A 24,855-nucleotide genomic window follows, 5' to 3' on the forward strand; every position below is an offset into this window, starting at 1 on the left:
TTCTATAACTCAAAGAAAAGAGTAGTAAATGTAACTACTTCTTTCTGAAAATTGTTTGATATGACTACAACTGCAACAGAATACATTCGAATAGGAACAGATTACTATGCGATAAGAAAGAAGAACGTAAACGGCAAAGAAATCATTGTCGAACGCAAACTATGGAAAAAGTCAGAAATCATCACTGACTTTGGAAAAGACATGATTAAAGAACTACCAAAATTCTTTGGTTATAAATGTGAACCCAGTCACATTAATTACGCTCATTTTATAGGAGATTATTTTAATTCCTACTCTCCTATTCTATATGATATAGACACTACCTCTGTACTTTCATTAAATTCACTTAAAGAGCAGATACCTATTACCTTTTATTTTCTACAACACATTTTTGGAAATCAATACTTACTTGGTATAGATTACTTTAAAATCTTGTTGTTCTATCCCGAGCAAATATTACCAATCATAGTACTTGTATCAAGAAATCGTGAAACAGGGAAAACTACCTTTCTAAACTGGATAAAAGAAATCTTTGATAAAAATGCTGTCTTTATCAAGGCCAATGCATTTACCGAAAAGTTCAATAGTGAAATGGATAGTAAACTTCTCCTGTTAATAGAAGAAGTAAAATCTGACAATAAAGATATCGTTGAAGCAATTAAATACATCTCAACAGCAATGTATCAATCCATTGAATACAAAGGACAAGAAAAAGTTGAACAGAAATCTTTTCTTAAGATTATTATGACTAGTAATCACGAGCATAACTTTCTAAAGATAGATAAAGAAGAAACAAGGTTTTGGGTGATTAAAGTTCCAATGATAAAAAATAGAAGCACTGAGTTCTACGCTAAGCTTATTAAGGAGGTTCCCATTTTTTTAAACTACCTCTATAGAGTGCCTTTCACGACTGAAAAGAAAACACGAATGTGGTTTACTCCTGAATTAATACATACAGAAGCTCTACACAAACTTAAACACGACTTAGACCTTCAAAACAAGAACCTGGTTCTTGACATACTTGATATCATTTTTAATGAATTTGATATTAATGAACTAGACACTACTCCATCTGATATTAATGCCCTTTTAAACTATTATAACAGAGGACATAATATTCCAATGCGAGAGATACAGACCATACTTGAAAATATTGCCTTAGTACGATCAACGAATTCCAATAATTATGAGCGGATCAAAATAGAAGACAATACATTAAAGCGAATTATTCACAAAGGGAAATACTACAGAATTTTAAAAGACACTCTTTTAAATCAGATGACAGATGAGAAATTACTGTAATAGATAGAGTATCATTCATTTAATAATACTTCATAGTATCAAACACTTGTCATCTATAGTTCATCTGCAATCATCTAAAACAGTATTCTTTTTAAGACACAATCAAACTCAGATGCGCAGATGACAACAAAATGATACACAGATATTCTATTAAAAACTAAATATCAACCACTTACACCTAAAAAAACACTTATGACCTATCAAGAAGCAAAAAATATATCTCTTATCTCTATTTTAGATAATATAGGGATAAGACAATCTAAAATAAATAACAAGGAAGCTTGGTACTACTCTCCTTTTAGAACAGAGAACACACCGTCATTCCACGTAAGTGTAACTAAAAATGTTTTCTATGATTTTGGAGATAATACATATAAGGGTAATGTCTTAGACTTTGTAATGTTGTATTACAAGTGCGATGTAAAAGAAGCTCTTAAGATATTAGCAAGCAACTCTTTTTCTTTTCACCAGTTACCTTCTAAGATAGATACTTGTGAAAAAAGAAAAGACTATCAAATTACGGCTATTATACCGCTTAGAAATAAATACCTAATACATTATATCAAACAGCGAGGTCTATGCCTTAAAATAGTTCAGAAATACTGCAAAGAAGTACACTATACTATTGGTGACAAAGCCTATTACGCAATAGGTTTTCAAAATGAACTTGGCGGGGTAGAACTCAGAAACAAGTATATCCAAATATGCTTAGGTTCTAAGTCGCTTTCTTATATAGACAATGGTTCAACTACCGTATTTATATTTGAAGCCTTTATAGATTTCTTATCATTTCTCACTCTTAAACCAAACTTAGAGTACAAGTTTGATTATATCATCTTAAACTCGGTTTCTACTTTGGACAATACACTAATTAAACCTCCAAACAATTATTTGTACAAAACCTTAGATAACAAAGTAATGTTTGAGTCAAAGTACAAGAGTATTATCGCTTGCTTGGATAATGACAAAGCTGGCGATAAAGCAACAGATAAATTACTCACTGCATTTCCATTAACTACAAAAGATGCGAGAGTGAGATATAAACATTATAAAGATCTCAATGATTATTTACTTAGTATTAATCGCGATAAGTTGACGTAAGAATTATCGAGATGTGTCTTTGTCCTTACAAATTGAAAATTTGAATCGGAATAAAGACCACTCGTTTTTCTCCCGAAGGTCGCAAAATTGGTAAGACAATGAAAAGAGAACATAAGATAGAATTTAGAGTTACCCTAACGGAATCTCTGCTTATAAAAAACAAAGCAGATAAAATTGGTTGCAGCGTTTCTGAGTACCTGCGTAATACTGCACTTGGGTACGCACTTAGCTACAAACTAACACAAGATGAAATTGAGGTTTACAAACTCTTAAACAAGTTTGCTGATAACTTCAGAAGAATTGGTAACCTGTTTAAACTTGGAGATACAACAGGAGTAAAAGAGACTACTATTGAAACCGCAAACTTAATTAGAGATCACCTTCAAAAACTAAAGTAATATGATAGCTAAAGCAAAAACGTGTATTGGAGGAACAGCACTTTTTAATTATGTGATTAATCCAAACAAAGGCTATGAACTTGTTAGAAACAATCTTTCGGGGAAAACTCCGAAAGATATGTTTCAAACTATGCAAATTCTACAAAATCAAAACTCACGCTGCAAGAACAATACAATCTCCGTTGTTATCTCACCTACTATTGAAGATAGTAAGAAGATGACAGATAAAGATTTAAACAATCTTGTCCATGATTTTTTAGTTGGTTTAAAGCTAGATCCCAAAAATGCGCAATACATTGCTTTTGTTCACACTGAAAAAGAGCACAAGCACATTCATATACTGGCTAATCGTATTGATGAAAATGCAAAGGCATTAAAGGATAATTATATCGGATTTCAAGCGCAACGCATCGCTCATGAGATAGCTTTAAAATATGGTTGGACTTCTATAAGACAAGAAAACGAAAACAAAAAAGAACAAGTAAAAGCTAATCAGAAGCAAGTAGCACAAGAGATTAAAAAAGCACACTACCATGTTTTAAAAGAGCACCCTAAAAGTTTACAACAGTATATCGATATGATGCGAATGCATCAAATAGAAGTAAAGCCGAGCATAAATAAACAAGGCAATATTCAAGGATATCGGTTTATTCACTTACCCACTAACACAAATCTAAAAGCAAGTGAAGTTGACCGCAATCTAAAACTAAATGAACTGTTTGAAAATAACACTCCCAAACGTGGTGATGATTTATTTCACACTGTTCTATTCAAAGATCAAGACAAACACATTTCATTTGAGAATTGGAATACAAACACAGCAAGCCTATTTAGTTTTCTAAACTCCTACGGAAACTACTATGAGGACTATGCTCCTGATATCACTAAAAAGAAAAAACGAACGATAAGACGATAGTTATGGCAAAGCATCAACCAACACTTACAGAACTCACTGAGTTACTTTTTAAACAAGTAGTTTACTTGCAAGAAACAATGAAGCAGAATATCGCTCAGCAAAATGAGCTTTCAGACAAAATAAACAGCATTGAGGTAAAAGTAAACCTGTCAGAGCTTCGTAATCTTGAAACTAAAAATAGAGAAAGACTACAAAATGATTTTACTGCATTTCAATCTAAACTTGTAGATAATAAAGAGAAACTTTTAAAAGTATATAAGGCAATTAGTAATAAGAAGATGTTTTACTTGATTGCTCTTAATATTTTTCTCATCTTCACTAGTGGGGTATCAATGTACATTGCAATAGATAAAACAATTAATAGCTCTGATTACAATCACTTAATAGAGGCTAATTCAAAAATAAATCTTGAATTAAATCATCTGAATCAGTTTTTTAAAGAAAACCCTAAGAACTATGAGGTATACAAGAAATGGAGAACCGAAACAGAGGTAAAAACAAACAAGCCTTAGTTTTAAATGACTAAGGCTTGCTTTCGTTTTATTTTTTCGATAGCATTTTTTCTAAGTATGCTATTTTCTCTTTCTCAGCTTCTAATAGGCGCTCATAAAGCTTTTTATTTTCTTCGTAAGCTTCTACTAATTTATCAATAGGATTGAATGTTGGATTGTAATTTACAGTATTACTATAAAAAGGACTTTCGTGAAAAGTACTATTAATAATATTCAATACTCTCTCATCAGAATAATCTTTTATTACATCTACAGGTACCTCTAATATTTTAGCAATACTTTGCAATTTAGTTTCTTCAACAGACTCACTGTTTTCAATAATAGATACTTGTTGCTGACTAACGCCTAAAAGCTCAGCTAACGTTATTTGCTTCATTCCCTTTATTTCACGGATTCGACTAATATTTTTTCCTATATGTTTACGAGTAGCTGTTGTCATGGCTTAACTTATTAGGTTTAACAAATATATGAAAGAGGTTTATTAAAACCTGTCTCATTCTAATGATAGCGTAAGATACTAATTTTCAATTGTATTATACAAGTAAAATTAGTTCGCTACTGTAATTTATAATGTCAACTTTGATAATAAAACGCTACTTTATTACAAACAGTAAATTAGTAATCAGTCTTTTACAAGTATTCATCCAAAATCTTAAATCAATTATGGAACACAAGATACACCAGGGAAGAAACATAAAACGTTTCAGAGAAATGCTTGGAATCAAACAAGAGGTTCTTGCATTTGATTTAGGAGATAATTGGACTCAGAAGAAAATCTCACTGTTGGAGAAAAAAGAGGTAATTGATAATTCACTCCTACAAGAGATTTCTAATATACTTGCAGTACCTATTGAAGCTATTAAAAATTTTGATTCAAAACGAGCTCTAAGCATTATCTCAAATACACACATTGATTCTCCAATACAAGAATATCATTACGATACTATTAATCCAATTACTGCTATAGTACAATTACACAATGAAAAGGTTGAATTGTATGAACGAATCATCAAAGAAAAAGATGAGATGATGAATCGTTTAGAGAAACTGATTCAAAATAAATAGGTACTTATAGAAAAAAGATAGAATTACTGTGGAGGGTATTCAACTTTTTTCTTTTCATAGATAGTAGTTTAAAAACATTTAATGTGATTAGGTCTTAATGAAACACAGTTTTATTTTTTATTAATAATTACACAAAGTTAGGCAATGCCAAGCGGTTCGCTAACAAGAAATTCCCCCATAAATGCTTGACTAAAGTCTTCGCTTTATTGCGTTGCTTCTTGCGCTCGCTAAGCCATTACCAATTGTGGCTCCATAATTAATTTAAAAATTTAATATTATGGAAACTACAGTTTTAAACAAAGAATGGCTTATCGCCTCAGAAGTAGAATTAATTTACAAATCAAAAGTAAAGGCTTCACAGAGACCTCAGATTACATCTTCTTACAGTGCCTATCAAATAGCATTAAAGGCTTGGGATAGTAACAAGATTGAATTATTAGAACAGTTTAAAGTACTTATGCTTTCAAACAACAATAAAGTACTTGGAGTATTAGAAGTTTCCTCAGGAGGGATAACAGGTACAATAGTAGATTTAAGAATCATTTTCTCCGCTCTTTTAAAAGCGCATGCTACAGCATTCTTGATTGTACATAATCATCCGTCAGGAAAATTAGCTCCAAGTGATGCTGATAGACAAATCACAAGAAAGATTAAAGAAGCAAGTAAGATACTTGATATCAATCTTTTAGATCATTTAATTATAACAACGGAGAGCTACTACTCTTTTGCAGATGAAGACATCTTATAAGGTGTCTTTGTTTTTTTAAAGAGGTAAAACTATAAAGATGCTTTTACAGTTTTACTTCTTTAAAATATTAAATAATTATTTACTTTATATACAAATAAACTTCTTGATCTTCTTTTAGTATGAATCACACTAATATCTCACCAATGCTTTACTACTTTAGAATGACCCTCTTGTTTTCAACATTATACCTGTAGTTTATAATACTTCCATTTAAAAGAAGCTGAATTACTTCATCAATGATATGCAATGGAACCACAAACCATTCTCTCGGAACAAAGCGATTTCCAGATTCGTCATATAAATCAACATTTAAACAAACCTCTGCAAAAAAACGATGAAGTAAATTTTCAAAAAATTGTACATTTAAACTATAACAGATATAAGATGCTACAACTTCTACATCTGCAAATAAATACGTCGCTTCTTTTGATGCGTTTTTAATACGCTCATGAACAGGATTTTTTGAAAAACCAATTTTATATAAGTTTTCTAAATTCTGGATTTCTGGATTTTCTGATTTTGATTTTAATACATAAATCCAACCACTTTGAATATCTTCTTCTTTTAGAGAATTAAAATTTTCCTGTAATTGGTTGTATATTCCTTCATCTGTATTGGTAACGATTTTACCATTTTTTTGAATTGCCTTACCTAAAGAACGGAACAACATATTCGAGATAGTTCCATTCTCAAAAATAGTTACTGTTCTTCCTTCCAAACGAATTCGATCTCCAGACTTATTTTCTTTTACAACTTTTTCAGCATTTGAAACTTCTAAATAACACAAAATCCCGTCTACTAAATAAAAATTACCCTCTATTAAATTATCTTCCGCATTAGTAAAATTTAATAATTTACGCTTTCCTTCCTTAAGCTCTTTATGAACTTGCTTAAACATTTGGTCGTATTTTTGAAAATCTCTTTCTGAAATAGATTTTCTCTGCGCAATATAATCTGCACTTGTTCTACTACCTTCTTTTGGAGTGTATTTAAATTCAAAAATAGAAGTATCTCCTTCATTATCTAATAATCCCAAATCATCATCACCTAAAATATCCTCTAATGTTTCAATTTTTAATTCTACTTCTCCTAAAAGATTGAAGCGATCGAACGTTTTCAAGATACTTTTATTTCGTTCATTAGCTCGAAAACCTTTCAATCTAGCTGACAATGTGTATTCTGACATAGAAGTTGTAGATGGTTCTCTATTATGTTTTTCAAAAAACAAATTGATTTCTTCAAACGAATCAATCAAACGATCCTCGTCTGTACGAACAAAAGATTGTTTTTGTTGTGATTCTAATAATCCAAAATCATCGTCATTAAATATATCGTCTAAACTTTTAGCCATTTTGATTTTTTCTACGTTTTGCGTCTTGCAAAAATAATAAAGCTTGTGCTAATCTTTGTTCCTTTGGATCATGCGAATTAATATCAGGAGCGTTCCCTGTGTTCGTTTTCCAACGTTTAATAGCTTCCCAAGAAGCAATCGCTTCTTCTTCGGTCATTTCTATTTTCGTAACATTAATTGTGTCTTGAATAGCCTTTAAAACAGATGTTGTTACATTTTTAGACAAAATCTCAAATGCCTTCTGAAACGGGTTAATGGTATCGATTAAATCAATATGAATATCATCAATATTAACAAAGCTTCCTGCCATACGAATGAATTTCTTTGAACCATGCTCTTCTACTTCACCATTTTTAATAACAGAATCAACAACTACATATTGACGAATTGCTTCCACATCTTCTGCTACTAAATCAGGATAAATCTCCCGAATGATTTTTGGGATTAAAACCGTATTAATTACTTCAGGTTCTAAATTCCCAGGCATTGCCTTTAGCATCGTATCATCTTGAAGAATACGTGCTTTTAAATCGTTTAAATCACTTTCAATAATATCTTTAGCTCTTTGTGAGGTTGGTTTTTTAAATCCTCTTATTTTGATCGTATTTTCATCATCTGACTCTCCTTCATTTTCATCAGGATCATCCATTGGCTTGAATTTAAAATTTGGAGCTAATACTTGTTCCATCAACAAAGATGCTGTAATTGCTTTTAGCATATTGTTTACAGATAGTCGCACATCATCATCAACGGCATCAGGTTGTGCAATAAGATTGGTAAACTGTGCGTGCATTTTATTACTACTATCTCTTGTAGCTCTACCTATAATTTGAATAATCTCGGTCAACGAACCTCTATATCCTATCGTTAAAGCATGTTGGCAGAAGGGCCAGTCAAAGCCTTCTTTTGCCATGCCTAAAGCAATAATCATATCAATATCATCGGGAGTTTTTACACCTCGTAAATAGGCTGTAATTTTATCACGTTCTTTCTGAATATCGTTAACCAAATCCGCAATTTTCAAGATTCTTCCAGAACGTTTACTTTTTACATACATAACACCTGTTTCTGTATCTTGATATTCTAAGTCGCCTATACAATCAATAATGTGGTTAACTTCCTCTAATTTTTCTTTTGAGGATTCTGCCGAATTTACGCTTGGAATATGAATAATAGTTTTAAGATTTTCGTCTAAAATCTCTTCCAAGGCAGACATTCCTCTTTCATCATCGTGCTTATAATATCTTCCTCGATAAAAATGATAACCAATTCCTAACGATTTTAAATATTCATAACCGTTAAGCTGATCGTAATAATTGTAAGTAACTTTTATAAATTTCTCTTCATCTTCAGGTAATAACACAGGAACGCTATCGCCACGAAAATAAGAACCTGTCATAGCAACGAGGTGAGCCGTAGATTTTTCCATAATTCTACGAATTACATTTCCTAAAATATTATCGCCATCGGCAGAAACATGGTGAAATTCATCAATTGCCACTAAACAATCATTAAAATCTGTTTCTTGCAAACCTTCAAAAGCAAAACGCAAAGTGGCATGCGTACAAATCAATACTTTTTCATCTGATTGAAGAAATTCTTTGAATGCTTTTACTTTGGAAGTATCACTACCTGGCGAACAAAGATTGTATCTGTTATTTAATTCCCAATCGGCATAAAAACCGTATTTTTTTAGTTCATTGGGTGCAAATGAATTTCCGATAGAGCGCTCAGGAACAGCTACAATTACTTTTTTTATTCCTTGATTAATCAGTTTGTATAAAGCGATAAACATCAACGCTCTTGATTTTCCTGAAGCAGGCGGAGCTTTTAATAATAAATATTGTGCAGAGCGAGCTTCATAAGCTTTTGCCTGCATCTCACGCATTCCTAACTCATTAGTAGATTTACTTTTACCTGTTTGAGCATAAGTAACATTTACCAAATTAATAGGTTTTATATAGTCTGTATTCTTATCTTTTTCCATTTTTACAAATACTTTAAGTTTACACCCTAACTAATCGCATCAGAGGTTCAAAAGAATACATTGCAGCTCTACGTCCTGATGATTCTTCTCTCAAAACTAAATACCCATTATCTAACAATTTTCTAATAATCAAAACTGCTGTTGCATTTGGGATTTTAGTTGTATTAACAAATTTATTATTTCTAAATACTGGATAAGTAAATATGAAATCTAATATTTCCATATTCCATTTTGAAGATAGCAAATCAGAAAATTCTGTTTTTGTGGTTTCGTACAAATTTTTAATACTTTCTGCTATTTCTAAATTTCTGATGGCTTGACTTTCCACAGCATTTAAGAAAAAACGAATCCACTCATTCCAATCATTTGTTTTAGAAACATTACGCATCTCTTCAATATATTCGTCTTTATTTTCTTCAAAATATCCACTAATATAAAAATGAGGTTGTGAAAGAATTTTTTCTCGCCATAAATTCAGCGTTATCAACATTCTTCCAATTCTTCCATTTCCATCTTTAAACGGATGCAATGCTTCAAACTCTAAATGCATAATAGCTGTTTTAATTAATGGAGGAAAATTACTTTCCTCTAAAAATTCAAAGAGCCTTTCTAATCCATCATTAAGATTTTCAGGTCGAATAGGAATAAATTGAATTTCCTTTTTCAATCTATCCGCTAAATAATTTTGTTCTTTTTTAAACTCACCTGGAGATTTATTTGCGCCTCTACCTAAGTACAATAACTGTTGGTGCATTTGTTTAATAAAGCTTAATGAAAAATTATAGCCACTTTCTAAGGCATTTTGTGCACTTTTTAAAGCTCTTTGATACAAGATAGTTTCAATAACATCCGCTTTTGCAGTAGCTGTGTCTTCTCCTTCATGATCAGCTTCATATTGAAGTATTTCATCCATCGTGCTAATGGTGCCTTCTATTCTGGAAGATATTACCGCTTCTTGATTTCGTAAAGGTGCTAATAGAATTTCAGTGTTATGTAGGTTTTTCAGCATTTGGTCAAAACGAGCCAACGCATCGGTAGCTTGTACCAACTCTTGTATAAAAAGGGAGTAATTAATATTTTCTGGTGGGAAACTGGCGTAATGATAATCTACTGCTTTGTCTAAATTGTAATCCATACATTGCTATTTTGAATACAAATTTAAATAAAAAAACACAATCAAATGCTTTTGTTTACAAAAAACAATATAAATATGAATACAAAAACTTTTGATTACAATTTATGTAGACAAAACTCTTTGTTTACATAAAAACACAGATTTATGTACGCAATCGTTTTTGATTACAAAAAATGAAGACAAACAACCTTGATTACAATAAACATAAAATTGATGTAAACAAGCTATTTTGATTACAATTCATAAAGACAAAACTCTTTGCTTACAAAAAAATAATAAAATTTGAAATCAAGTAAAAGCACAGAGGGACACACATGTCTTTCTGTGAAATATATATTACTAATTTCACTTTTTCATATGATATAAAGAGCTATATATCTGTCTATTATTATTTGAAAAGAACATCAATGTCCTTATCAAAACTATAATTTCTTCCCTTTTACTTTCTTCTCCTTTGCAAACAACGTTTCCTTTTTAGTCATTTCGTCGTACAATTTAAACAAATATTCTAAACGTTCTTCGTCTGAATTAAAAGACGTTAAACGATAAATGCGTTCTATAGCCAAATCTAATTCGTGATGCACTTGTTTTAAACCTGAAGGCATACTTTCAGGATTATATAGCCAAGCCATGGTTTTTTCAGGGTACTTAGCTCGCTCATCTAAAATAGCAAACACATATTGGTTAATGGTTTCTTTTTGCCTTTCGTTAAGCTGAGGAAACGGAAACGTATTGTAACACAATTTAGCAGAATAACGATAACGAGTTTCTAATTTTCCACCAACAGCATCTACCCAAACCATGTGCATTTTAGAATGAAGCACACCGAAAAGCCAAGGTTGAGCATCGTATATTGCTAAAGCTGAATTTAAAATTACTGTTTCTTTTGGTAAAAAACCTAATGGAATATATTCTCTTCTTTCAGAAGATGTTGAAGGAACAATAATTGCACTATCAACAGCTGTATTTCTATCTCTAAATTGGTGTGGTCTTAAAGCTAATTTATTTGTTCCTTTATCTTTACTAGCTAATCTATGATTTTTACTTTGTTCAATTTTATTTTTAATAAATTCATATTCCAAAGCCTCTTCCAATTCTTCATCTTCAATCCAAAGACAATATCTATTCACGCCGTTTATAAATTCTGTCGATCCAACTAACTTTCTTAAATACCTTTTTGCTTCTGGATTATTAGATATTAAATCTTTACTTTCTTCCTCATCTAATATTAACCCACCACCATCATTCGGCATATTTCCAAAATTCATTCGCATAAAACCTGAAATAGATTGCATACGTTCGGCAATAATAATATTTGGAGCATCTAATAAATAAGCATTGATATTTTTAACTTCTTTGGCTATCCCGTCGCTAAATAGCCATTTAGATTTGTTTGAAAAATTACGTAAGCCTAAAATAATAACGGTAACTCCAGCATTTGCTTTGGCATTATTTGTCCACTTAAAAGATAAATGAACAAAAGATATTTCAATTATATCTCTTAAAACTTTATCCCACAACAAAGCTACTTGTTGTCCTTGACAAATTGAATTGGTAGAAACAAAAGCCAATTGGGCATTAATATTTTCTATGTATTTTGAACCTTTGTAAAACCAAATAGAAATATAATCTAAATCTCTATATTTTTTAAAAGAACTAAAAACGAAATCCATATCTGACTTTTGTTCAGCATCTTGAATTCTTGCTCCCAAATATGGTGGATTTCCAATAATATAAATCTCGTCGTTTTCTTTTTTAGGACAAGCCACTTCCCAATCTACTCGGGCAGCATTTCCGTGGGTAATGTTTCCTGCTTCTTTTAAAGGTAAAATAGGTTTAGATTTTCCGTAATCCATCAACTCATTTTCAAACACCTGGTTCATTTGGTGTTCAGCCAACCAAAGTGAAAGAATTGCCATTTCATGTGCAAAATCTTTGATTTCGATGCCGTAGAATTGGTTTAACGAAATTTCGGTGAAATAAATTTTACTTTGCCCACCCGAAAAATTCATTTTTGATTGTGAAGCAGGAATTATAGTTTGTGCTTTATCTCCATCAAACCCAATACGTGATTGAACACTTGGAATATCAGTTGATACACCAGTATTTAAATCAATTAATTGTTTTATGATTTGGATTTCGAGGTTACGCAATTCTTTGTAGGTAATAATCAAAAAGTTTCCGCTACCACAAGCAGGGTCAAAAAACTTGATCTTAGATAAGCGAACCAATAGTTTGTCTAAAGCTTTTGCATTGTTTTTGTTTTTCTCGAACTCTTCGTACAATTCATCTAAAAACAACGGCTTAATCAATTTTAAAATGTTGACTACTGATGTGTAGTGCATTCCTAAATTATTACGCTCACTTGGGTCGGCAACCGCCTGAATCATCGAGCCAAAAATGTCAGGGTTAATTTCAGACCAATCCAATTCCCCCGAATCAATTAAGATTTGTCGTGCTTTTTTTGAAAATTTAGGACATTCGATATCATCACGAAACAAACCTCCATTTACATAAGGAAAGTCTTTTAAATACAAAGGAAAGTCTCCTTTTTCGGTATTTAATTTTTTAAATAATAACGATAAAAATTCATCAACATCTGAGCCGTCAACTTTAGTATTGTTGGCTAAAGCTTCGGTAAAAATACTTTTTACAGCAAAAATACCTGTGTCTTCGGCAAAAAAACAAAACAACAAACGTGATAAAAATATATTTAACTGATGACTACCTTTTGCAATCCAATCGGGATTGTCAACCACCAAAATATCATACAATTCACCTAATTTGTAAGCTGCATTTCGGTCTAACTCATTGTTGTTATGTACACGATAGATCTCCGCGCCAGAAAGTGGTAAAAAGAAATCGGTTTGCTCGGCTAATTCGCCAAGAGTAAACTCTTTATTGGTTTTAAGTTTGGTATCGGTTGCAAAAAATCGCTCGAAATCGGTAACCACAATAAAGCGTGGTTTTTGTTTTAGAATTTTATCATCTTTTGAGAGTTCGTCAATCGTATCAATCAAGCTTCCTTCGGTAAGGCTTTTAAAGAATATTTTGCCTTTATAGAAAAGTTCTCCTACGTTTTTTGATAAATTATAATCGCCTTTTTTTAAACGTGTTATGGTGGTTTTTGACAAGCCAAAAGATAAAAGAAAATCATATATAAAGTTTTCTTTATCAAAGTTGGTCGATATATCTTGTAAGCGTTGCTGTATTTCGGTTTTTTTCATGTTTTTCTAAAAGGAAATATTTCTTGTAAAGATAGATAAAAGACAAGGCATCCCAACTCAGATTCTTTAATACCTCAAACATCACTTAATTTCCCCTAGTCATTCAAAAGACTTTTATAAAGAAGCTATTTGGTGTTTTTACTAAATTGGAAGAAATTAAACCTCTAGTTATAAAAAATTTGATTTGAGTTTTTCGAAAATACACTTCGATTAAAAAGTTTTAAACGAGGTCATCTATAACTAAATTTTCTTATAACAAATGTGATAAGCTCTTAAATAGAGTTCATCATAGGTTATGATTTCTATATTTCTTGAATCTCTCCTAAATAATTCAAATGTCTTCCTTTTAATTTCTTTTATCTGGCTAGAATCTTGAGATTTCTCAACTTCTTTGTTCAAATTTCCTACAACTAAAATACACTTGGAGTCATAACCTTTTTGAGTAATTTTTTCGCCTAAGGAATTATAAGGTTCAGTCTCTAATTTAATTTGTCCAACAGCTTTTTGTTCTAAAATTTGAGAAACAGCATAAATTAATTTGGTGGACAAACACCAACTTCCAGAACGATTTTGTCCACTACCTGTATTTACAAACAAATCTGTATCAGGAGTTTTTAGTTCTACAAATGTTGTAAAGTAATTATCTCCGATTAAAAAGTCTGCGTTAACTTGTCCTTTACCAGCTGCGTCTGTATTAGATGCCGAAAATTCTTTTTGTAAAATACTTTGATATCTATAATCCAAACCATAACCAAATATCCAAGGATTTTTATTGAAGAAATGCTGCCAAGCAATCTCGTCTTTTGTATTGTTAGATAAATCTTCTTCATTGAGTTTATATTGTTGAAGATAATTTTTTTCATTAAGTAAACGTTCGAAGATTTTTAATTGATTTTTTCGGTAACCAGTGTTTACGATATCTTGACTTGTAATAATATCATTATCAAGTAGCTCTTGGATTACTTCCGCACCTTCATCTCCTTGAAGTAAAGTAGAAATCTTTTTTTTCGTTTCTTCATCTAAAATATCCAAAGAATTATCAGCTAATTTTAATCTTCTTTCTGCAACGGTACTTAAATCAATATCATGTATGAAATTTAAGAATAGCTCTAGTTGAGCAAAGTTGAATTTGGAGAAAGAAACTTTTTGGGTTTCTTTTCCATTAACAATTTTAATAATATCTAATCCTTCAATATCATTTCGTGAAGGTAAATATTTGATTTGCATAAAAGTTTTTGAAGCAAGTTGTATCTCTGTTTTCTCATCATTAGCAAATACAATTTTAAAAAACCTTCCATTTTCAATCTTATGATTATAAAGTTGTTCCAATTTATAATTATCAATAATTTCCGTATAATTCGGTTTTGAGGTCCTAGAACTCATAGTTACTTAGTATAAATAAAAAGAAGTTATTTTATTGCGTTTTTTTAATATCATTACACCAATGTATAGAGATTTCCAACAACATGTTTTTTCACAGAACAAAACACATTGTAGTTTCCAAAACCACACAAATGACCGTAATATATAAAATCGCATACTAATATAATTAAATAATTATAACTTAATCGGTTACTAAAATACTCACTACTCTTATCGAAATTTTTTATTTATAAAATTTGAGGTTGTATATAACTAAACTCCCGAATAAATTAAAACAACCTCTCAAACACTTCATCCAGTTCGTCCTTACTAAAATCTTCCACATACGCTTCAGTAGTTTTAATAGATTGATGACCAAAAGCTTGTTTAAGCATATAGATATTTACACCTTTCTTTAGTGATAAAGTAGCGAAAGTATGACGTGCAGTATAAAAAGTCACTTTAGTTTTAATACCACAATCTTTTGCTATTAATTCTAATTGCTTATTATAATAATCCCTAACACTACTTTTTCGTGCTCTTAGCTCTTCTTTAGTATATAGGCTTATATCCTTGTCCAGGATCGAAAAAATATAGTCTGTATCAAAAGGTCTATAGATTCTAAAATAGTTCAGAATAGTATCTAAATCTTTATTATCAGGTATCTTTACATTAATAGCTACACCTGTCTTATTGCGGATATAGCTAAAGCGATTAGAGTTTATATCATCCCACTTTAACTCAGCAATATCTGTAAAATTCATTCCACGACAAAAGAAACTAAATAGATAAGTGTATAACACCTTAGCTCTTTCAAGATTTTCTGAGAAATCATAATCCAGTAACATTTGTAGTTCTTCTTTGGTAAGTGCTTTCTTTATCTTAGTTGATTTCAACTTAGATATCACATAATCTCTAAAAGGATAATTATCCTGAGATGTTATTTTAGATTTAATAGCAGAATTGTAAACAGCACGAATATTACGCATGTATAAAGAAATACCACCATTAGTACAACCTCTTGATCTTAAATCTGATTCAAATGCAACCAAGAAAGCATAATCAATTTGTGCAAACTCATACTGAACTACTGTTGGTTTAAAACGCTTTAAAGCACAAACAGTATTGTAATATGAATACGAAGAACTGATTTGACCAGATTCTTTAAACAGATCAATTCTCTTCTGAAAGAAATCTATAAACTTTAACTCTTCAACTTTCTCAGGTCGAAACAAGGAATCAAATATTTCAAGGGTAAAATTCTTTTCTTGTTCCATCATTAAATCTAATATTTTTGATGCCTCTTGTTTAAGCGTGTTCAATATTCTATTAGATTGTAAAAAGTTTGGAAACTTCGAAGTAAATTCACCTAACTTTTCATTCCAAAGTTTTGGTGCTACACTATAAGGTGTTTTGTAAAACTTAGACTTTCTATCAATAGTAATTCTAAGATTGATTGGATAAGTACCATCACTTAATTGTGTTTTCTTGAGTACGATTTTTAAACTTGCTTTCATCTTAATTGGTTTTGAGTACAACATACGTACAACAAATAGGCACATATGGTGCAATTGGATGAAACGAAAATATTTTTAAAAAATCGTAAAATTCTGTTATTCAACAACTTTGAAACAAAATACAACTATCTGCAAAGCTTCATTATTTTTCTCATAATCAGCAAGTCCCTGGTTCGAGCCCAGGTGGGACCACAAAAAAAAGCATCTATTTTTCAATAGATGCTTTTTTTATACCTTACTTTTTACTAAACTACACAAAATAGCAGTTAGATGTCAATACTCTAATAATCTCGTGTATTTTCTCCTTCGTACCTTTCTTCTTTATCTACAAGCTCACCCTTCCCATTGTAGTACGATTTGATGCTATACATATTATTCAGCGTACGCGGATAGTACTTATCTCCATTGCTCTCTTGCCTAGTAACAGTTTCTGAAGTATAAAATAACTTTCTATCTGTGTCAACCCCATAAAAAAAAGTTCGCTTATCTTTATTGAAAACAATTGTATTTACACAGTCAACATAAATAGAAACATATTGGGACTGACCTTCTCTGCGAATTGTCTCATATAGTACTTCATCTGTATCGGGATCAAGGACAAACTTGGTAGCAGTCCCTTGAATCATCATCAAACACTCATTGTGCTCATCAAAAAGAAAATTTAGCTTCCTATTAGAGGGATCTATAAAGGTATAACGATACTCTTTTTTGTCTTTAGTATTAAAGTAATCCACATTTTCCAATTGATGGTTCGGCAATATTTTATCAGCTTGAGAAAAAATAAATTTTTCTTTGTTGAGATCATAAAACATCAAAGCTTTATTTTCATTGTAAATTCCGTAGATAAAACCTTTTTCTATATTCGAATAAGTTACTTTTACAGCCCCTCCTGGTTCAAATAAATACGCTCCTTTATAAATATAATTGAGATACTCACTCGTCGCACCTTTCTCATCTGTGATATATTCTGAAGTTTCATATATCAGATTTCCATTAAATGTTTGAATCGTTTTAAACCTATTTACTTTATAAGATTCATCAATCTCTACTTCTGTCAATCGATCCAAATTTGCCAAATAATTGTATTTATCTTTACGCAATTCGATTAAATTATACTCTGAACTATAAAGCCCAATAGACTTATATTCAAAAGGGATCACTGTTTCTTTGCTATTGATATCGAATAATCCTTTTTGTTGTCCATCACGAGAAGCTACAAGACACTTCATATCTTTGATAGGATACATTTTACTTGATAAACTCGCAAACTCCTCCCCGAGAACATTCTTTCCTGTTAAATCAGATAAAAAACTTTTCTTGTCTTTACTAACAAATAGCAAATCTTTGTAAAAAGGATACAGTTCATCATATACTGGTTTTAATAAAACTGTTAAATTAAGGTCGATCAACCCCAATTTCGTATTAGATTCATTAGCAAAGATCAAATAATTTTTCTCTTGAATTTTTGTAAAATAATCTACCGGATAGGGAAACTGTTTAATTTCTTTAGTTTTAAAATTGTAGTAATTTAAAACATTTAATTTTTTACTGGTTCCACACAAATAACCAGGAACTCTTGGCCCCGTTAAATACAATAACGTCTGATTATCTGGATTATAATTGAACCCTTCAATTGTCTTTCTATCGCCTTCCAAAACAATCTTACCTTCTTCATTAAGAATTTTAAATCCGTGATCATCCCCTTTAGATATAACGAGATAGCTATTTTCAACAACCACAACTTCGTACTTTTTCTTGTACTTGTTCAAAAATTTTTGTGCATGTGTTAGAGTGCTAAACAGCATTACAAAAGCGATAAGTATATTTTTCATTTTTTAACAAAAATAACAATTAAATATTTAAAAAATAAAACAATACAGTTTTTATACATAAATCAATGTACTCTGCTAAGAAATACATTATTTACTATTTTACCATTTATAATAGCTACATCTCCTTACACAAATGCCCTCATTTGACTATAAAAGCTCTATTTGATTTTTATGACAACTACATTTATTCGACATCCCTTATCTACACTAGAAAACTTTTTTCTTATTTAAGTTTTGTTCGGGAATGGTTCGGGTCATGTTCGGTAATCCTTCGGTAAAAGGGGTGTTTTTCCGAACAAAATCAAAACAAACCAATGATTTAGAATTATAAAAAAAGCATCTGTATGACTACAGATGCTTTTCAACAAAACACATTTACACTAACCTAATATATCATTAGACGGCTCTATAGTTATAGGTCATACTTACTCTTCCCATTGATCATGCGAGAGACTATCCCATTATCTGAACTCAGCTCAGCGAATAGTACTCCGATAAAATGGATAACTAAATATGTCACGAAGTAATATATAGAGCCAAAATGAATACTCTTTATTTCATTATTATAAGCTGTCTCGATATCTAATGCTAAGACGACTCCAGATACTATAGAGATAACCACACAGACATAAAACACTAAGTATATAACTGCTCTAATACGTGTATTAAGTATAATTCCTCTCTTAAACGGATTTAAAAACGGTACTCTACCCATCATCCCTAGTATGATTCTCACGAATACTAATCCCATCAAGGTATAACCCAAGTAGACATGCCACTCCCACATAAGAGCACGTAACCGCTTAGCGAGTACGATGGCTTTCTCTTTAGTCATATTAACCTCCTGAGAAGTACAATATTCCATAATGATTTCACTCATGCCTTCTTTATTCAGCCAGGTATAACGCAGCAGTATAGTGATAAGCATACCTAGCATCACGAATGCTATACTCCAGTGCAAAACCCGAAATGCCAAGCTATAGCACTCACCTCTCATTCTCATTTTAATACTTTTAATAAAATTAAATTACCAAATATGTTAATTTAAAATAATTACAATAATCAAATATAAAAATAACAATCAATAACTTCTAAACAAAAGTGAACATAATTTGAAAAAAGTAAAAAAAATGGCTTTTTATACAATATCAAATGATACCATCCGTTATATATCTAGCTAATAAAATGCAGAAAAAATGGATTAACTCTATTATGTCTATTTTTTAAAGTATGTTTGTTAGTCTGCAATATTTTTTTGAAATAAAATATTAATATTTATCTTAAATTTGCAGAGTGAAAAACAAATTGTTATTGAATCAAAAATAAATTGGAATGAAAAAGATATTACTCTTGTTTGTAATACTAATGTCAATTAGTACTTCTTATGGTCAACGAAAATCTAAAAAACAGGAAGAACCTGTGAAGAAGATTGAGTACCTAGACATTGTTCAAATTCTATCAAATAAAGATGAGCTTAAATTAACTCAAAAACAGGTAGGAGCCTTGACAATCAAAAATGAATACATTAAGCGTGACTTACAGAATCTGAATTCTAAAACAAAGATGCAGGAGGTAGAAAAGAACATGCACCAACGTCAATTATTCGCTGGTTATGACAACTTCGTAAATAGAACACTGAATGAAGACCAATTAGAAAGTTGGAATGTAATTAAAAAAGAAATAGCTGCTAGTGAAGAAGAGAGCACTGATCTAAAAACGGAGATGGCTGCACTAGACTCAGCTTATAAAGCAGAACTAAAAGAAGTATACAGAAAGTACAGCAAAGATCGTAAACTGTACTACGCGAGTAGAAATGTAGTGAGAAAACAATACGATGCAGATAAACTTCGTATCTACAAAAAATACAACCAAGCTGTAGAAGAAGAAGGTGAAGAGGGAGATAAAGTATTAACATTAGAAGAAATCGCGAACTTATATAAAGAATACGACGATTACTACAATGAACCGACACAAGCGAATCCATTAGAATACTTAGATGTAAAAGAAGAATATTCTAATGAGACAGAAGAAATAACATCAGAAGAAGAAGGAGAGTATTAATCTCCTTCTTTTTTTTTGTATTATTTAAATACATTAAGGTACTTTAACAGCCATAATGTCCGAATACTACCAAAATACAAGTATATTAAGCGCAAAGCTTTCAGTTTTTTTAAGTTACTTTGCATAAAAAATAAATTATGTCTTATATCAGCAAAGTTATTAGTGGAAAATGCCCTAACTGTGGTAAAGAGCACATATTCCATGACAAAGGAAATCCGATTACATTTAAGATGCCGAAAATGACGAAAGAGTGTGGATCTTGTGGATATAACTTCCATAGAGAAACAGGATTTTATTTTGGGGCTATGTATATGAGTTATGCACTTACAGTTGCTGAAATGGTAACAGTGATGGTGCTTCGTCTTATCATCAATCACTTATTTGATTTGAATATCACGATGTTACACGCCTTTATTGCAATTGTCTTTGTAATCTTTATTCTGTGGACATTTAACTATCGCTTATCTCGAATCATGTGGTTAAATTTATTTTATAAAAAAGATGAGCAATAGTCTAGGTTTATTAAAATAAAAGTTATTATATTTGCGCCACCTAACAGAGAAACGGGTGTAGTTCAAGGGTAGAATAGCGGTCTCCAAAACCGTTGATGGGGGTTCGAATCCCTCCACCCGTGCAGCGTAAAAAAAGCTCCTTAATATTTACATTAAGGAGCTTTTTATTTTTATATCATTCTCTTATTTTACACATACTTTTTAAGGAACTCTTTCGGAGAGATACCAGTTCTCTTTTTAAACACCTTAGAGAAGTAAGAATAATCATCGTATCCTAGCATCATAGCGATCTCACTAAAGCTTTTGCCTGTATAGATAAGCATACGCTTAGCCTCTAAGACGATTCTGTCTATAATGATATCAGTAGTAGTCTTGTCTAATAACGTCTTGCACACGCGATTTAAATGCTTTTGTGTCATATTCATCCATTCTGCATACACTGCAGCCGACTTCTCCGTGCGAAAGTTCTTTTCTAATAGGTTCTCGAAGTGATGTAGATGTTGATTATACTGCAAGTTTGGTACAGCACTAAAGGAGTTCCCTTCTAGTAGCTGTCTATTGCATTCTATATAGAAGAGTGAAGCTAAATTCACGAGAGAGAAGTTCTTCTTCCAGTTGGGCTGGCTTACCTCATCTGTCATTCTCTTCATTAGATTCTCCACTAATACGCTACTCTCTTCATTTAGTAGAAAACCGTTCGGGTAATACGCTGATCTAAATACAGGATACTCACGTATCGTCTCGCGGACAAAGAATAGATCAAAATACTCTTGAGTGTGAAAAAAGATATAACCATCTATATCCCCTGACAAGATCCAACTATGTGTCTGCCCTGGTGCTAGCATAAATACCATACCAGGCTGTATCTCATAACTCTGAAAGTCTATCTCGTGGGTACCAAATCCTTTCGTAAATATCATACAAACATAGAAGTCATGTCGATGTGGTTTTTCCACATGATTGTGATTTGTGATAAGGTGTTGTGGTATCGTATTGGCATAAAAATCAGCTCCTTTAACCTCCTCAGTCAAATCTCGCATTTGTAAAATAGTAATATCTTTCATCAATCAAATATATGGTCAAACAAAAATAGCATTTTTAGTTTACACTAAATAATTCTTATGCTAATGACTTATGTCCTAGCTACTGCTCTACACTATCTAATTAAAAGACAAATAGACTCTATAATACGCTAGTACACACTTGATCAAGAACTAAGCGTGAATATTATCCAAAAAGTCTACTGTACAACAAACAAAGTTTTGAGTAAACTTTACTATCTTTAGCACTCGTTAAAATAAATAATTGTTATGAAATATATTCTACCTATTCTTATGGTATTAGGGCTAGCCTCATGTGGAGGTGGCGAAACTAAAAAAACAGATCTTGAGACTATCGATAAACAATCTGCAAGAGAAGTAACGATCAAGTCTGTAGTAGCAGGAGATAGTATCCTACATATCACAAGTCAAAAAATATGGGCGAATGGTCAACTAGTAACACAAAAAACGGACACAATCAAAACAGCAAAAGAAGTAAGCGCATGGGGAGATACTAAACCTACTTCTCTAGTAAAAGTGCCGATTTATGTAACTGTAGAATAATAATATCATGAATAGAAAAAGTAGTAAAGCAGTGAGTCTAGTACTTATCACAGCAGCATTAGCTTCATGCTCTAAGACTCCTGATAAACAAGAAGAACAAGAACAAGCACAGAAAGTATATATGAGAGCAGATAGCTCTGCACCGTATACAGATGTGACTCAACAATATAACCAACAACGCCATCACAGTGGAGGTGGTATGGGGAGTGCGCTACTATGGTACATGGCCTTCAGACCACTAATGGGTGGAGGTATGGGATATGCTAGTAATGGACTCTCTCACCAAGCTAATGTAGGCACGAATACGTCTAAATCTAATGCGGTAAAGACACATAAGTCAGCTAGAGGAGGCTTTGGTAATACTTCTAAGTCATCTACTGTTAGTTCATAATCTATGAGAATAAAATACCTAACAGCTGATGCAAATTGGCAAAAGAGATTAGAAGACAACGGTTTTGGATTTCACACAGATGAGAATAATGTCCCTTATTGGATAGAGCACTACTATTACAGTATAGAGCCAGCATTCGCTGATGAGATATACAATGCCACTACTGAGCTATGGCAGATGTGCTTAGAGGCAGTAGATCACGTGATCACACATAATCTATTTGATCAATTTCAGATTCCGATCTTCTTTCACGATCATATAAAGCAGTCATGGGAGAACGATGCTCCAAGTATCTATGGTCGTTTTGACTTTGTCTTCGATGAGAAAAAACAACAACTGAAAGTATTAGAGTTTAATGCAGATACTCCTACTTCTCTGTATGAAACAGGAGTGACGCAGTGGCAATGGATGCAACATTACTTCGGTGAACGCAAAGACCAGTTTAACTCTGTACACGATCAATTAATCGCTTCATGGCGTGATCTAAAGCCTTATCTTAAAGGGGACACACTACACTTCAGTTGTATGCGTGAGACCTTAGAGGATCTAACGAATATAGAATACCTAAGAGACACTGCTATACAAGCTGGTATCAACACAAAGCTAATCTTCATAGATGATATCGGATGGAATGGGGTGAACTTTACAGACCTAGAAGAAGAGACGATAACAGATATATTTAAGCTATATCCGTGGGAATGGTTGGTATATGAGCCATTTGCGCTACATATACCGAATGACGAAGCACAAGCGAACTGGATAGAACCGTCATGGAAGATGATCTTATCTAATAAGGCTATCATGGCTGTACTGTGGAAGCTGTATCCTAACCATCGACTACTACTAGAGACCTACTTCGATACACCTAATGGGATGCGTGACTATGTAAAGAAACCTTTACTCTCAAGAGAAGGTGCTAATGTAACGCTATACCAGCATGGAGCTATCGTAGAAGCTACTCCTGGAGATTATGGAGAAGAAGGCTATATCTGTCAAGAGTTAGCTCACTTACACCAAGAGTCAACAGGATATTCTATTATCGGAAGCTGGATCATAGGTCAAGAATCATGTGGTATTACATTCCGAGAAAGTAATAATCGAATCACAACAGACAAAAGCAGATTTATACCTCATATCATAGAAGAATCATAAGGATAAATCTTTATAATATTATATCTTGCTACCGTATATGGATAAGTTCTATATACGGTAGCTAACTTTTAACACCAGACAGATGACTCCTGAATTTATATACGACAAACAATACAGTAACACTGCATTTAACTATAACGATATCTCATTTAAAGAATTTGAGAATTGTAAGTTTGAAAACTGTGATCTGAGCGCTTGTTCATTCTTAGCTACTCTTTTTATAGACTGTGATTTTATCAACTGCAATTTTAAAGATGCAGAGGTGAACTATGTAGGACTTCGCAATGTCAACTTTACAGCTTGTAACTTTACACGTGTAAACTTCGCCATGATAGACCAGACTATATTCGAATTTACCTTTACAGATTGTAATTTAGAATTAACTCAGTTCTATGGATTAAAGCTTAAAAAGCAACTGTTTTCTAACTGTAGTCTAATCAGTGCTGATTTCTCTGATACAGATCTGAGTATGGCACTGTTTGACAACTGTAACTTACACCGTGCAGTATTTCACAAAGCTAATGCAGAGAAAGCGGACTTCTATACGAGTTATAACTATGATATAGACCCACAGTTCACTAAGGTTAAAAAAGCAATATTCTCTATGGACGGATTAGCTGGTTTACTAACAAAGCATCAATTAGTCTTAAAGTAATTCATAATAATTACAAAAACATAAAGA

Annotated in this window: 23 protein-coding genes and 1 tRNA gene; 14 read left to right on the top strand and 10 right to left on the bottom strand. The window is 31.9% G+C overall.

Annotated elements, in window-relative coordinates; translation table 11 throughout:
• Positions 1-60: 60 nt before the first annotated feature.
• The 5 genes from MODO_RS00670 to MODO_RS00690 all read left to right on the top strand — a co-directional run bounded on the left by MODO_RS00670 (position 61) and on the right by MODO_RS00690 (position 4,229).
• Positions 61-1,302, top strand: a complete 1,242-nt coding sequence (locus MODO_RS00670; RefSeq protein ID WP_059050598.1) for a primase-helicase family protein — start codon at positions 61-63, stop codon at positions 1,300-1,302.
• 192 nt (positions 1,303-1,494) lie between these two features.
• On the top strand, positions 1,495-2,403 hold the full coding sequence (locus MODO_RS00675; RefSeq protein ID WP_059050600.1) for a toprim domain-containing protein: 909 nt from the start codon (positions 1,495-1,497) through the stop codon (positions 2,401-2,403).
• Positions 2,404-2,501: 98 nt separating this feature from the next.
• Entirely contained in the window at positions 2,502-2,801 is a 300-nt protein-coding gene (locus MODO_RS00680) for a plasmid mobilization protein (RefSeq protein ID WP_059050602.1), read from the top strand.
• A 1-nt stretch (position 2,802) separates the two neighbouring features.
• Positions 2,803-3,717 carry a relaxase/mobilization nuclease domain-containing protein gene (locus MODO_RS00685; protein ID WP_059050605.1) on the top strand — a complete coding sequence of 305 codons (915 nt, stop codon included), beginning with the start codon at positions 2,803-2,805 and terminating at the stop codon, positions 3,715-3,717.
• A 2-nt stretch (positions 3,718-3,719) separates the two neighbouring features.
• On the top strand, positions 3,720-4,229 hold the full coding sequence (locus MODO_RS00690) for a hypothetical protein (RefSeq protein WP_059050607.1): 510 nt from the start codon (positions 3,720-3,722) through the stop codon (positions 4,227-4,229).
• A gap of 28 nt (positions 4,230-4,257) precedes the next feature.
• On the opposite strand, the gene MODO_RS00695 is transcribed toward MODO_RS00690, so the two are convergent.
• Complete coding sequence (locus MODO_RS00695; RefSeq protein ID WP_059050609.1) at positions 4,258-4,668, bottom strand: helix-turn-helix domain-containing protein; 411 nt, start codon at positions 4,666-4,668, stop codon at positions 4,258-4,260.
• Between the two features lie 224 nt (positions 4,669-4,892).
• Between MODO_RS00695 and MODO_RS00700 the strand changes: the two genes are divergently transcribed.
• Positions 4,893-5,294 carry a helix-turn-helix domain-containing protein gene (locus MODO_RS00700; RefSeq protein ID WP_059050612.1) on the top strand — a complete coding sequence of 134 codons (402 nt, stop codon included), beginning with the start codon at positions 4,893-4,895 and terminating at the stop codon, positions 5,292-5,294.
• 277 nt (positions 5,295-5,571) lie between these two features.
• Positions 5,572-6,042, top strand: coding sequence for a JAB domain-containing protein (locus MODO_RS00705; protein WP_059050614.1), 471 nt, complete (start codon positions 5,572-5,574; stop codon positions 6,040-6,042).
• A gap of 151 nt (positions 6,043-6,193) precedes the next feature.
• Here the strand turns inward: MODO_RS00705 and MODO_RS00710 are convergent, their stop codons facing one another.
• From MODO_RS00710 to MODO_RS00745, 8 genes are all read right to left on the bottom strand, one after another.
• On the bottom strand, positions 6,194-7,393 hold the full coding sequence (locus MODO_RS00710) for a GIY-YIG nuclease family protein (RefSeq protein WP_059050616.1): 1,200 nt from the start codon (positions 7,391-7,393) through the stop codon (positions 6,194-6,196).
• Positions 7,386-9,380 carry a DEAD/DEAH box helicase gene (locus MODO_RS00715; RefSeq protein WP_059050617.1) on the bottom strand — a complete coding sequence of 665 codons (1,995 nt, stop codon included), beginning with the start codon at positions 9,378-9,380 and terminating at the stop codon, positions 7,386-7,388. The genes MODO_RS00710 and MODO_RS00715 overlap by 8 nt, the downstream gene beginning before the upstream one ends.
• Positions 9,381-9,399: 19 nt before the next feature.
• Positions 9,400-10,515, bottom strand: a complete 1,116-nt coding sequence (locus tag MODO_RS00720; protein WP_059050619.1) for a Fic family protein — start codon at positions 10,513-10,515, stop codon at positions 9,400-9,402.
• 422 nt (positions 10,516-10,937) lie between these two features.
• The gene (locus MODO_RS00725) at positions 10,938-13,742 is read right to left on the bottom strand and encodes a class I SAM-dependent DNA methyltransferase (protein WP_059050621.1); all 2,805 of its coding nucleotides are present in this window, start codon (positions 13,740-13,742) and stop codon (positions 10,938-10,940) included.
• A gap of 240 nt (positions 13,743-13,982) precedes the next feature.
• The gene (locus MODO_RS00730; protein ID WP_059050623.1) at positions 13,983-15,125 is read right to left on the bottom strand and encodes a Shedu immune nuclease family protein; all 1,143 of its coding nucleotides are present in this window, start codon (positions 15,123-15,125) and stop codon (positions 13,983-13,985) included.
• Between the two features lie 269 nt (positions 15,126-15,394).
• On the bottom strand, positions 15,395-16,621 hold the full coding sequence (locus MODO_RS00735; RefSeq protein ID WP_059050625.1) for a site-specific integrase: 1,227 nt from the start codon (positions 16,619-16,621) through the stop codon (positions 15,395-15,397).
• Positions 16,622-16,902: 281 nt separating this feature from the next.
• Positions 16,903-18,453: a WG repeat-containing protein gene (locus MODO_RS00740; protein ID WP_006257456.1), complete on the bottom strand. Its 1,551-nt coding sequence runs from the start codon at positions 18,451-18,453 to the stop codon at positions 16,903-16,905.
• Positions 18,454-18,865: 412 nt separating this feature from the next.
• Positions 18,866-19,456: a cytochrome b/b6 domain-containing protein gene (locus tag MODO_RS00745; protein ID WP_006257457.1), complete on the bottom strand. Its 591-nt coding sequence runs from the start codon at positions 19,454-19,456 to the stop codon at positions 18,866-18,868.
• A 329-nt stretch (positions 19,457-19,785) separates the two neighbouring features.
• Here MODO_RS00745 and MODO_RS00750 point away from each other — a divergent pair, with 329 nt between their 5' ends.
• The 3 genes from MODO_RS00750 to MODO_RS00760 all read left to right on the top strand — a co-directional run bounded on the left by MODO_RS00750 (position 19,786) and on the right by MODO_RS00760 (position 21,148).
• Positions 19,786-20,514, top strand: a complete 729-nt coding sequence (locus tag MODO_RS00750) for a hypothetical protein (RefSeq protein WP_006257458.1) — start codon at positions 19,786-19,788, stop codon at positions 20,512-20,514.
• Positions 20,515-20,651: 137 nt separating this feature from the next.
• Complete coding sequence (locus MODO_RS00755) at positions 20,652-21,026, top strand: DUF983 domain-containing protein (protein ID WP_006257459.1); 375 nt, start codon at positions 20,652-20,654, stop codon at positions 21,024-21,026.
• Positions 21,027-21,077: 51 nt separating this feature from the next.
• Positions 21,078-21,148 (top strand) — tRNA-Trp (locus MODO_RS00760).
• Between the two features lie 66 nt (positions 21,149-21,214).
• On the opposite strand, the gene MODO_RS00765 is transcribed toward MODO_RS00760, so the two are convergent.
• Positions 21,215-22,090, bottom strand: a complete 876-nt coding sequence (locus MODO_RS00765) for an AraC family transcriptional regulator (protein WP_006257460.1) — start codon at positions 22,088-22,090, stop codon at positions 21,215-21,217.
• 246 nt (positions 22,091-22,336) lie between these two features.
• Between MODO_RS00765 and MODO_RS00770 the strand changes: the two genes are divergently transcribed.
• The 4 genes from MODO_RS00770 to MODO_RS00785 all read left to right on the top strand — a co-directional run bounded on the left by MODO_RS00770 (position 22,337) and on the right by MODO_RS00785 (position 24,828).
• Positions 22,337-22,630 carry a hypothetical protein gene (locus MODO_RS00770; RefSeq protein ID WP_006257461.1) on the top strand — a complete coding sequence of 98 codons (294 nt, stop codon included), beginning with the start codon at positions 22,337-22,339 and terminating at the stop codon, positions 22,628-22,630.
• A gap of 7 nt (positions 22,631-22,637) precedes the next feature.
• Positions 22,638-23,021, top strand: coding sequence for a hypothetical protein (locus MODO_RS00775; RefSeq protein ID WP_006257462.1), 384 nt, complete (start codon positions 22,638-22,640; stop codon positions 23,019-23,021).
• 3 nt (positions 23,022-23,024) lie between these two features.
• A complete protein-coding gene (locus MODO_RS00780) occupies positions 23,025-24,173 on the top strand; it encodes a glutathionylspermidine synthase family protein (protein WP_006257463.1) in 1,149 nt (382 codons plus the stop codon).
• 82 nt (positions 24,174-24,255) lie between these two features.
• Complete coding sequence (locus MODO_RS00785; RefSeq protein WP_006257464.1) at positions 24,256-24,828, top strand: pentapeptide repeat-containing protein; 573 nt, start codon at positions 24,256-24,258, stop codon at positions 24,826-24,828.
• Positions 24,829-24,855: the final 27 nt, after the last annotated feature.

This window comes from Myroides odoratimimus, from assembly GCF_001485415.1.
Classification (GTDB): Bacteria; Bacteroidota; Bacteroidia; order Flavobacteriales; family Flavobacteriaceae; genus Flavobacterium; species Flavobacterium odoratimimum.